General features: G+C 71.1%; 7 protein-coding genes. 6 read left to right on the forward strand and 1 reads right to left on the reverse strand.

All coding sequences use genetic code 11. The features are described from left to right. Positions 1–17: 17 nt before the first annotated feature. From AB0C29_RS17300 to AB0C29_RS17320, 5 genes are read left to right on the forward strand one after another with little or no spacing between them, the layout of a single operon-like run. On the forward strand, positions 18–3,185 hold the full coding sequence (locus tag AB0C29_RS17300) for an ATP-binding protein (protein ID WP_360821252.1): 3,168 nt from the start codon (positions 18–20) through the stop codon (positions 3,183–3,185). Between the two features lies 1 nt (position 3,186). After that, positions 3,187–5,142, forward strand: a complete 1,956-nt coding sequence (locus AB0C29_RS17305) for an MFS transporter (RefSeq protein ID WP_360821241.1) — start codon at positions 3,187–3,189, stop codon at positions 5,140–5,142. A gap of 15 nt (positions 5,143–5,157) precedes the next feature. Then, positions 5,158–5,700: a hypothetical protein gene (locus AB0C29_RS17310; protein ID WP_360821243.1), complete on the forward strand. Its 543-nt coding sequence runs from the start codon at positions 5,158–5,160 to the stop codon at positions 5,698–5,700. Then, positions 5,697–6,845 (forward strand): M23 family metallopeptidase, encoded by a 1,149-nt coding sequence (locus AB0C29_RS17315; RefSeq protein ID WP_360821245.1) that lies wholly within the window; start codon positions 5,697–5,699, stop codon positions 6,843–6,845. Before AB0C29_RS17310 ends, AB0C29_RS17315 begins: the two co-directional genes overlap by 4 nt. Positions 6,846–6,856: 11 nt before the next feature. Then, positions 6,857–7,441: a hypothetical protein gene (locus AB0C29_RS17320; RefSeq protein WP_360821246.1), complete on the forward strand. Its 585-nt coding sequence runs from the start codon at positions 6,857–6,859 to the stop codon at positions 7,439–7,441. Positions 7,442–7,445: 4 nt separating this feature from the next. Here the strand turns inward: AB0C29_RS17320 and AB0C29_RS17325 are convergent, their stop codons facing one another. After that, on the reverse strand, positions 7,446–7,970 hold the full coding sequence (locus AB0C29_RS17325) for a hypothetical protein (protein ID WP_360821248.1): 525 nt from the start codon (positions 7,968–7,970) through the stop codon (positions 7,446–7,448). A gap of 155 nt (positions 7,971–8,125) precedes the next feature. Here AB0C29_RS17325 and AB0C29_RS17330 point away from each other — a divergent pair, with 155 nt between their 5' ends. Beyond that, entirely contained in the window at positions 8,126–10,711 is a 2,586-nt protein-coding gene (locus AB0C29_RS17330) for an FtsK/SpoIIIE domain-containing protein (protein ID WP_360821250.1), read from the forward strand. The last annotated feature ends 137 nt before the right edge of the window (positions 10,712–10,848 follow it).

Below are 10,848 nucleotides of genomic sequence, written 5' to 3' on the forward strand. Positions count from 1 at the left end.
CGGCTTCCAACGGGGCGGTGTCGGCTCTGCCGGGGCCCGGAGTGGGCGCCCAGGGCGCTGCCCCCAGCCCTGAGGCCAGTGCGCCGGCATTCACCGAGCCGGCCGCCGGCATCAACGGGCAGCCCTCCGGTCCCAACGGGCAACTCTCGGGCCGCAACGGGCAGGCGTCCGGCCGCGGCGGGGATTCGGCGGTCGCTCTGCCGGCCGTACCGTCGTCGAACGGTGCCGGGCCCGGCACTTCGCCGGCCGATGCACCGGTCTCGCCCTTCATGCGGGCGCCGGCCGGGCCGCAGGCCGACTTCTACGACGAGCGCGAAGCGCCGGAGTCCGACTTCGAGGACTGGCCCGACGACGTGCACCCCGGGGTTTCCCCGGTCACGGCACCGCAGACCGTCCAGAGCCTGCCGCTGTGGCAGACCACCGCGGGGCCCGGGGTGACTCCGGTGGCGGCCGTCGAGGCGTACCACCCGGGCGCGCCGGCCGAGGCCGACGCCCGCACCGACCTGCCCGCGCCGATGCCGGAGAAGGCGCCGGCCAAGCGGCGCGGCCGCCGCAAGGAGCCGGCCAACCTGCCGGCCGTGCGGCCGAAGAAGAACGAGGTCAAGGCGGCGCCGCTGCGCCCGCACAAGCTCAAGTTCAGCGACCGCGACCCCAGCATCGAGCTGGAGATCAGCGAGATCGCCGGACACCTGACGTTCACCCAGAGCACGGTGACCGCCTGGTATTCGCTGCCCGAGGTCCGCTGGGCGTTCCGCCCCGACGCCGAGCGCGAGGCGCTGCTCTCCGCCATCTCCGAGCAGTACGCGGGCCTGGCCGGCTTCCGGCTGCACCTGCGGCGCACCAACCGGCCGTTCCCCGCCGACGAGTGGGCCCGCACGGTCGACTCGCACACGGCCAAGCCGCTGCCCGACGTCTCGGGCGCCACCTCCTGGTCGGACCACCTCGTGGCGGCGCAGCGGCACCTGCTGTCGGTGAACCACGCCGAGGGCCAGACCTACCTGGGCGTGACGTTCGCCCGGCGTTCGCTCGGTGACACTTTCTCCGAGCGCATCCTGCGGATGTTCGGCAAGGGCACCTCCGACGGGGAACGACGCAAGCTCGGCCGTACGGTCGAGCAGTTCGACGAGGTGCTGAACGCGTTCGGCATGCGCGGCCGGCGGGTCACCCCGCAGGAGCTGGAATGGCTGCTGTTCCGTTCCGTGGCGCTGTGCATGTCCCCGCCCGGCCCGCTGTCGCCGATCTCGAACGGCCACTGGGAGCGCGGTGACCTGCTCGCGCTGACCGAGCAGGTGGAGCGCTACCGCACCCCGTACGGCTCGACGGTCAAGCTGGTCAACCGGATGACCGGCGAGGAACGGCACGTGGCCGTGCTGTCCGTGGGCCGGATGGAGCCACTGGAGATCCCGGAGAAGCACGAGCCGTGGATGCACTTCCACGAGCGGCTGCCGTGGCCGATGGAGCTCTCCTCGCGGATCGACATCCTCGGCTCGAACAGCTCGTTCAAGAACCTCGAGCACCGGCTCCGGATGATCCGCTCGCAGCAGCTGGACTACGCCGAGCACGGCATCGACGCCCCGCCCGAGCTGGAGCGCCTGGCCAAGCGGGCGCTGGTCATCGGCGACGAGATGACCACCGGACTGCCGGTCGAGTCGGCCCGCGCGCACGGCTGGCACCGGATCGCCGTCGGTGGCCGCACCCGCGAGGAGTGCCTGGAACGGGCCCGGCGCCTGATCCAGCTCTACTCCCGCGAGCTGCGCATCTCGCTGCAGCACCCGAAGAACCAGGACCAGCTGGCCCGCGAGTTCATCCCGGGCGAGCCGATCGCCAACACCGGCTACGTGCGCCGGATGCCGGTGAAACTGCTGGCCGCGGCGCTGCCCCAGGCCGCGTCGACGGTCGGTGACCGGCGGGGAGACCTGATCGGCCGTACGTCGGGGACGTGCCGCCGACCCGTCTTCCTGGACCTGCACTTCCCGATGGAGGTCCGGGAACGCTCCGGGCTGGGTGTGCTGGTCGCGGAGCCCGGCGGTGGCAAGTCGACACTGATGGGCGCGCTGGGCTACCTGAACGCGCGCCGCGGTGTGCAGGTGACCCTGCTCGACCCGTCCGGCCCGCTGGCCCGGCTGTGCGCGATGCCGGAGCTGAAGCCGTACTCGCGGGTGCTGAACCTGACCGGCTCGGAGCAGGGGACGCTGGCGCCGTACGCGCTGATCCCGACCCCGGTCCGCAGCGAGTTCCCGGCCGGCCCCGGCGGCGACCGCGAGTACGAGATCGCGGTCTCCAACGCCCGGGCCGAACGCCGCATGCTGGTCCAGGACATCTGCTCGATGCTGGTCCCGCCGCAGGTGGCCAAGGAGGCGTCCACGGCGACGCTGCTGCGGCACGCGGTCCGCCAGGTGCCGGCCGAGGAGACCTCCACCCTCGACGACGTCATCGCCTGCCTGCAGGGCCTCGACGACGACGGCAAGGAACTGGCCAACCTGCTCCTGGACACCGCCGAGATGCCACTGGCGCTGCTGTTCTTCGGCCGGCCCCCGGCGCACCTGCTCAGCGCCGACTCGGCCCTGACGGTCATCACGATGGCGGGCCTGCGCCTGCCCGACATGAAGATCGAACGCGAGTACTGGTCGGCGGAGGAATCCCTGGCCCTGCCGATGCTGCACACGGCCCACCGCCTGGCCGTCCGCCGCTGCTACGGCGGCTCGATGGCCTCCCGCAAAATGGTCGGCCTGGACGAGGCCCACTTCATGGAAGGCTGGCGCTCCGGCCGGTCGTTCCTGGTCCGCCTCGCCCGCGACTCCCGCAAGTGGAACCTGGCGGCCTTCGTGGCCTCCCAGAACCCCCGCGACATCCTCGGCCTGGACGTGCAGAACCTGGTGTCGACGGTCTTCGTGGGCCGCATCGCCGAGGACCAGGAAATCGCCTCGGAAGCACTCCGCCTGCTCCGGGTCCCGGTCCACGACGGCTACGAGGCGACGCTGGCCTCCCTGTCGCAGGCTGACACCTCATCGTCGGCCCGCCTGGGCTTCCGCGAATTCGTGATGCGCGACGTCGACGGCCGGGTGCAGAAGGTCCGGGTGGACGTGTCGTACGTCGACGGCCTGCTGGACTACCTCGACACGACCCCGGCAGCCGCGAAGGCGACGCCGACGGCGATTCCGTCCTTGTCCGACCTGGAGGTCTGAGATGGTACGGCGGGGATGTGCGCTGGTGCTGGTGATGCTCGTGGCGGTGGTGGCGAGTGTTGCTTGGGCGGTGGCCGCGCCATCTGCCGCTACGGCGGGGCCGTTGCGGGCGCCGGGCGGCGCCTGCAACGTCGAGGAGTGGGGCAACGACATCCCGGGCTGCGTCAAGCGGCTCAAGGAGGTCTCCGCGGATCGGGTGACCTGCTTGAAGCCGCCTACGCCCAGCGCGCCGGACTCGGGTCTGGCCGGCTGGTTCGCCGAGCGACCCGCCTCGTCCAAGCTCAGCGGCCCGCAGGGCATCTACAGCCAGTACGGCTACGCCGGTTACAGCTTCTCCACCTACGACCTCGACGGTGGTTGCGCGGGCACGCTGACCGAGCCGGAGAGCAAGTTCGAGACCACTGTCGCCAACGGCGAGTTCATGATCGCCACTGCCGTCATCGGCGCCTCGAACGCCCTGCGTGAACGCGCCTGGGATCCGCAGGCGCTGTGGGGCTGGGCCGACCCGCTCGTCGACCAGGCCACCAAGGCGGTCTACGAGAAGGTCTTCAGCGTCTTCGGGGTCATCACGCTCGCCGTGGTCGGTCTCTACCTGATCTGGCGGTCGCAGCAGGCTGACATGGGCGCGGCCACGACAACAGCGGGCTGGGCGATCCTCATCATGGTCGCCGTCACCGCCATCGCGGCCTGGCCCGTCAAGTCGGCGAACATCGCCGACCAGTCTCTGATCACCACCCTGGGTGTGGTGCACGACGCGGTGGGTCCGCGGGCGCAGGAGGGTCTGTGCGATGACCCCACCCCTGGTGCCTGCGATGACAATCGCCCGCCGGCTGTCCGCGCCAGCGACACGGTGACCGAGACCATGCTCTACCGCAACTGGCTCCGCGGGGTCCTCGGGTCGGCGGACAGCGTCACGGCACAGAAGTACGGCCGGGCCCTCTACGACGCCCGCTCCTTCAGCTGGGGCCAGGTCCAGAAGATGCGCGACAACCCGGATACCCGGCCGTCGACCATCACGGCGAAGCAGGATCAGTGGAAGCGGGTTGCCGAGACGATCCGCGTCGAGGATCCCGAGGCCTACGACTACCTCCGGGGCGTCAACGGCATGGACCGGATCGGTGCGGGCTTCATCGCCGTGCTGGCCGCGCTCATGTTCGCCATGTTCGACCTGACCGCGTCGCTGCTGGTCCTGCTCGGGTTCCTGATCTTCCGATGGGCGGTCATCGCCGCGCCCATCCTCGGCACCGTCGGTCTGCTTCGACCTGCGAGTTCGGGCATCCGTCGCCTGGGCAACGCCGTCGTGGCGGCGATCTTCAACATCGCCATCTTCGGCACCGGTGCGGCCATCTACCTCTTTGCGGTTGACCTGATCATGAACACGGCCAGCCTCGCCGGTTGGTTGCAGGTGGTCCTGGTCTGGCTCGTCGGAGTGGTGGGCTGGCTGCTGCTGCGGCCGTACCGGCGGATCACCCAGCTCGGCGGCAAGGACGGCACCGCGGCGATCACCTCCGCCGGGTCCTGGCACCGGCGGTTCTTCCAGGACATGCGGGAGGCCGCCAAGCTGGACGTGGTGGACGCCGGGGGGACGAACGAGCCCTTGATCGGCAAGGGTCGCGCGGTCTACGTGGACCAGAGCAATCTGCGCCCCGAAGCTCGGCTCGAAGACCCGACACACGCCGCAGCCGCCCGTGGCGACCAGACCTTGACCACGGCACCGGGCAGGGGCGGCGCGGTGGCGGTCCGGCCGGACGGCAACGAGACGGTCCGCGAGCAGGCGGAGCCACAGGAACGCACCCCCGTCCCGGTCACGGCATCGGCCATGCGGCAACGCCGTCAGCCCACCTGGACCGAGCCGGATGTCGCCGAGCCGGCTTCTTCCTTCGCGATCTACCGTCCCGAGACCGGCAGCACGACCCGGGAACCGGCTTCCCCGCGCGTGCGCACCGAGGCCAAGTGACAGCCGATGCCGAGGATGCTGGAACGTAGTCTCACCGGACTTTTCCGCTCCCGGTGGGGAGTCGCCCTGGTCATCGCTGTACTGGTGCTGGCGATCGTCGGGGTCGGCCGCATCTTCTCCGACGGGAACGGGCCGGCACCGATCACCGACGCCGTGCCGACCGGGCCGACCGCCACCATCGACCCCAGCCAGGACGACGACGGGGTCATCGTGGACGACGACCCTCCCCCGTCGCCCACCGCCGGCTCGGGCAGCGCCGAGCCGGAGGCGGTCGCTTACGCGTTCGCGGCCGCCTGGGTCGACCACAAGAACGTCTCGGCCAAGACCTGGCACAACGGCCTGGTGCCGAACGCGACCGAGGACCTCGCGGACGAGCTGAACGGGGTCGACCCGGCCGATGTGCCGGCCGACAAGCTCGTCGGCCGGCCTGAACTGGTCCCGGTCGGCGACGGCCTGGTCAATGCCGTGGTCACGGTGGACTCCGGGAAGCTCACTCTGCAGCTGGTGGCCCCCGAGGGGCGCTGGCTGGTGAACGACGTCGATTGGGAGGGCCCGTGAAGCTGCCGCGGCCGCGCGGGGTGGCCCTGCTCGTCGCCCTGACCGCCACGTTGGCTCTGCTCTGCTGCGGCGGCGCCATCAGCGCGCTGGTGATGCAGGAATTCGACAAGAAAGAGGAGAACCTCAGCCTCCTCAGCGCCAACTGCGGCGCCGGTGGGCCGGTCGATCCGGAGGGCAAGCTTCCCGCGGTCGGGGCGTACAGCGCGGAACAGATGAAGAACGCGGCAATCATCATCAACGTCGGCAAGCAGCTGAAGCTGCCGCCGCGTGCCTGGGTGATCGCGGTGGCGACGGCGATGCAGGAATCCAACCTGAAGAACCTCGGCCACCTGGGGAAGCGCAACGACCACGACTCGCTGGGCCTGTTCCAGCAGCGGCCGAGCAGCGGCTGGGGATCGCCGGCACAGGTCACGGATCCGGTCTACGCGGCGACCAAGTTCTACGGAAAGCTGCGGAAAGTGAAGAACTGGGACAGCCTGGCGCTCACCCGGGCTGCTCAGCGGGTGCAGATCAGCGCCTATCCGGGCGCCTATGCCAAGCACGAGCCCATCGCCACTCAGATCGTGAATCTGCTCGCCGACGGCGCGGCGAACGCGGTCGGCAACTCGCTCGCCATGACCTGTCCCGAGATCGGTGAAGTGTCCGCCTCCGGCTGGACCAGCCCGCTCGCCGCCAGCGGTAAGGGCTTGAAGCGAAGCCAGAAGATGTTCGTGGGCTCCGGCTTCCGCACCGCGAGCCGGCCGCGGCACCAGGGCGTGGACCTCATCATCGGCACCGGCAACCCGGTACGGTCGGTGGCCAGCGGGGTCATCTCCCGGATCAAGTGCGACGAGACCTTCAGCGGAAGGAAGGACTGTGACGTACCGGGCTATCCCGGCAAGGGCGGCTGCGGCTGGATGCTGGAGATCCGGCACCCCGGCAAGATCATGACTCGCTACTGTCACCTGGTCCGCCGGCCGGACGTGCGGGTGGGTCAGAAGGTCGCCGCCGGCCAGGTCGTGGCGACCAGCGGCACCAGCGGCAACTCCTCGGGGCCGCACCTGCACTTCGAGGTGCACCTCAACAACGACCGGTCCAGCGCTAGCGCGGTGGATCCGGTGCAGTTCATGGCGGAGCACGGCTCACCGCTGGGCGCCTCACAGTGACCGGTGGTTCGATGCCCGATCCGTTCGCCGGCTCCGAGTGGACCCCGGATCCGCCGCGCCCGGTGGCGCCGACGGCAGCGATCATGGCCGGCCGGTTGCGTGGCCGGCGGGTGCTCATCGGGTTGCCCGGCCACGGCTGGCGGGGAGATCTGCGGGCCGATGAGAAGGTCGTGCAGGGCAGCCGGACCTACGTTCCGGTGATGCCGGAGGCCGAGTGGTACCGGGCCGAGGCGGAGCAGACCGAGGTCTTCGCGCCGCTCGTACCGGTCGAGCGGGTCTGGGTCGAGGAGCTCGGGATGGCGGCCATCAGCGCTCCCGGTGACGTGGTGTCCCGATTGGTGTCCCTGGACGAGCCACCGCGCCGCAATCCGGTCGCTGCGCTGGACGCGCCGGCCCTGACCGGCCGGCGGGTCGTTCAGCTGCTGGAGGACGGTGGCGAGCGCCGTGATCTGCGCGCCGTCACCGAGCTGCACACCAGCGACGACGGTGACATCTGCGCGCGCGTGACGACCGAGCTGGACTGGTACCGCTGGGGGTGGAGCGGCAAGACGCCCAGCACGCTGGAAGTTCCGGTCCACCTGCTCTGGGTGGAGTAGCGGCTCAGGACACCTTCGCGGTGTTGCACACGCGCCAGCCATCCTCGTCGGCGAGTCCGAAGGACCACGTCTCGGTGCGACTGCTCAGCGCTGTGCCCTTCGAGGACCCGGCGATCACGAGGTCGGTCGAGACCTTTCGCCGGCTTTCCTCGGTCCCCGAGACCGTCAGCGTGCTCCAGGCAACGCTCACGGTCACATCGAACTCTTTCTCCCGATTGATCAGCTCCGTGCGCAGCGCGGAGATCCCGGACAGGTCCAGGCCCACTTTGCACGTGAACAGCGCGGCCTCCTGGTCATCACGCTTGACCATGTAAGCCTGCAGGAACTGGTCCACCACCGCGTCCGGCTTGCTTCTTTCGATTTTTGTCGCCTCGTCGTAGAACGAGATGAACACGCCGACCCCGCCCAGGCACAGCAGCGCCAGGATCCCCGCTCCCATCGCGAGAATGAGCCGGAGTCGCCGGTTTCGCGGCTTTCCTGCCGCGGGCGGTGGCGCCGCGGGTTGCGGGGTCGGGTTCGGGGGCTGCACCCCTATGAGGTTAGTGCGTTCCGCTGTGGACGGGCGGTGGGCAGCCCGCCGGGTGGTGCGCTCTGCCCGTACTGGGAGAATTGCGCATCGGCTGCGCGACGTGGTCCTGCGGCCGCTGCAAGGTACGGTTTGAGCGCACACACGGAGGTGAGGCGGTGGAGTCGACGCGGCGCATCGATCAGGCCGCTGCCCTGCACCGCCAGGCGGAGGCCACCGTTGAGGCGGCCGCCGCGGCGCTGGAGTCGCAGGGGCCGTCCGCTGTCGACCCGCTCGAGCAGCATCATCTGGCCGAGGAGTTGCGGGCCGCCGCGAGTGAGCTGGCGCCCGGCTGGCTCGGCGCGCCGCTTGATGCCCAGTCGGCGACCACGCCGTTGGGTGGTTCCTATCCGCCGCAGTTCGTGCGGCTCGGGATGGCGCAGCCGCTCGACGACGCCCGTTTTCCCGCGGTCATCCCGCTGCTCGGCACCGGGCATCTCACCGTCGACGCCGACGCCCGCGACCCGCGGGTCGCCGGACTGCTGCGCTGCCTGCTGCTGCGCCTGCTTGCGACCGCGCCCGCCGGGTCGCTGCTGGTCCGCGCCGTCGACGGTACGGGCGGAGGCACCGTCTTCTCCCCTTTTGCCGCGCTCGCCGACGCGGGTCTGCTGTCCCCGACCGCCACCGACCGCGCGCAGCTGCGGGATGTGCTCACCGAGGCCGAGAAGTGGCTGCGGCCCGTTCGCGGCGGTGCGGTCCGCCGGGGCCGGCGGGACAGGATGATGTTGCTGGTCATCGCCAGCCTGCCGGAGCTGACCGAGGGTGCCGATCTCGTGCGGATCGCCGCGCTGGCGCAGCAGGGGCCCGAGTCCGGACTGCACCTCATCGTGGCCGGCTGGCCGCCGCCACCGTTGACCGCGGAGACGACCCAGGCGCCGCTGCCCCGAACCACCCAGGTTTCGCTGCGTAACCCGTACGCGGTGGTCGGCGACCCGCCCGGGGCGACCTTCGGGTCCATCCCGGAGGCCCTCTGGTTGAATGCCCCGGTTTTTCTCGACGACGATCCGCCGCCGCACCTGGTCGACGCGGTGTGCCGGGAGCTGGCCGCTCATTCCGCCGCGGCTTCGCAGGTGACGCTGGCTGATCTGCTGCCCGATCCGGGTGAGGAGATCTGGACCGGGGACGCCGCCGACGGGGTCGGCACCACGGTCGGTCACGACGGTGACACGCCGCTGGTGCTGTGGTTCAACGACCTGACTCCACACTGGATGGTCGGCGGGCGGTCCGGCGCCGGCAAGACGGCGTTCCTGATCAACGTCCTGTACGGGCTCGGCACCCGTTACAGCCCCGACGAGCTGGGTCTCTACCTGCTCGATTTCAAGGAGGGCGTCTCGTTCGCCGAGTTCGTGCCGACCCAGCGGGACCGCACCTGGCTGCCGCACGCCCGGGCCGTCGGCGTCGAGTCCGACCGGGAGTACGGCTTGGCCGTGCTGCGCGAGCTGGACGCGGAGATGACCCGGCGTTCGGTGGCGTACAAGCGGGCCGGGGTGACCCGGTTCGCCGATCTGCGCGCGGTCGCCGTCGAGGAGGGCCGCGGCCGTCCCATGCCCCGCATCCTCTGCGTCATCGACGAGTTCCAGGTGCTGCTGGCCGGCAACGATCCGATGGCCGGCGAGGCGGTCCAGCTGCTGGAGTCGCTCGCCCGCAAGGGCCGCTCGTACGGCATCCACCTCATCCTGGCCAGCCAGACCGTCCTCGGCGTCGAAGCCCTGTACGCGAAACGCGACTCGATCTTCGGCCAGTTCCCGGTGCGGATCGCGCTCCCGGGCGGCGGCGATGTCCTGGAGCCCACCAACGACTCCGCGGCCGGCCTGCCCCTGGGCACCGCGGTGGTCAACACGGCCGGCGGGCTCGGCGGCCCCCGGGGCGCCACCCGGGGCCACGAACGCATCGTGCGCTTCCCGGACCCGCACGCCGACCGGGCCGTGCTCAGCGACCTGCGGCACAAGCTGTGGGGCGCCCGCGATCCCGAGGCCACCCCGCCGCGCATCTTCGCCGGTTACGCCCGCCAGCACCTCGCCGACGACCCCACCGACCGGGCCGCGCTCGCGGGTCGCGGTGGACGCCCGGCGGCGCTGCTCGGCCGGGTCATCGACGTCGGCCTGTCGTCCGCGGCGTTTCCGCTGGACTCGTCGCCCGGGCGGCACCTGGCGGTGTTCGGCTCGCGTCCGGACGGGGCCGAGGTGCTGGAGGCGGCCGCCCGCAGTGTCGCGGCGTTCCACTCACCCCGTACCACCAGGTTTGTCATCTCCTCGCTGGTCGCCGAGGGCGACGAGATCGCCAAGGCCCTCGCCGTCGAGATCGGCCACCGCCAGGAGGTGGTCGTGGTCGACGCGGCCGGCCTGGCCGCGGAGATGGATCTCGAGCGGCCCGGCTACCGGGTGGTGTTCGGCATGGACGCGATCAGCCCGGGGACGCTGCCGTCGCTGCGCCGCGTGCTGCGCGAGGGGCCGGGGCGCGGCGTGCACCTGCTGTCGTGGTGGCGCGGGCTGCGCCGGTTCAGCGAGGAGACGGGCGGCAGTGCGGGTCGCGAGGACGTGGCCGGCCTGGTCTTCCTGAACGTGCCGCAGCAGGACGTCTGCATGATGGTCGGCAAATCGCTGGACTGGCAGCCGCGGGAGAACCGCGCGCTGCTGCACGACCGGCACGCCGACCGTACGGTGACGATCGTGCCGTTCGTCGAGCCCGAGAGTGACCAGGCATGACCGAGCGCACCGAGGGCGCGACGCCGGAGGCTGTCGCCGGGCCGTGGGCCGCGTATGTGGCCGCGGCGCAGCGTCTTGACGCGGTGCGCCGGGCGGCGAGTTCGGCTGCCGGCGAGCAGGCGGCCACCTTGCAGGCC

Source organism: Actinoplanes sp. NPDC048791 (genome assembly GCF_040650095.1).
Lineage (GTDB): Bacteria > Actinomycetota > Actinomycetes > Mycobacteriales > Micromonosporaceae > Actinoplanes.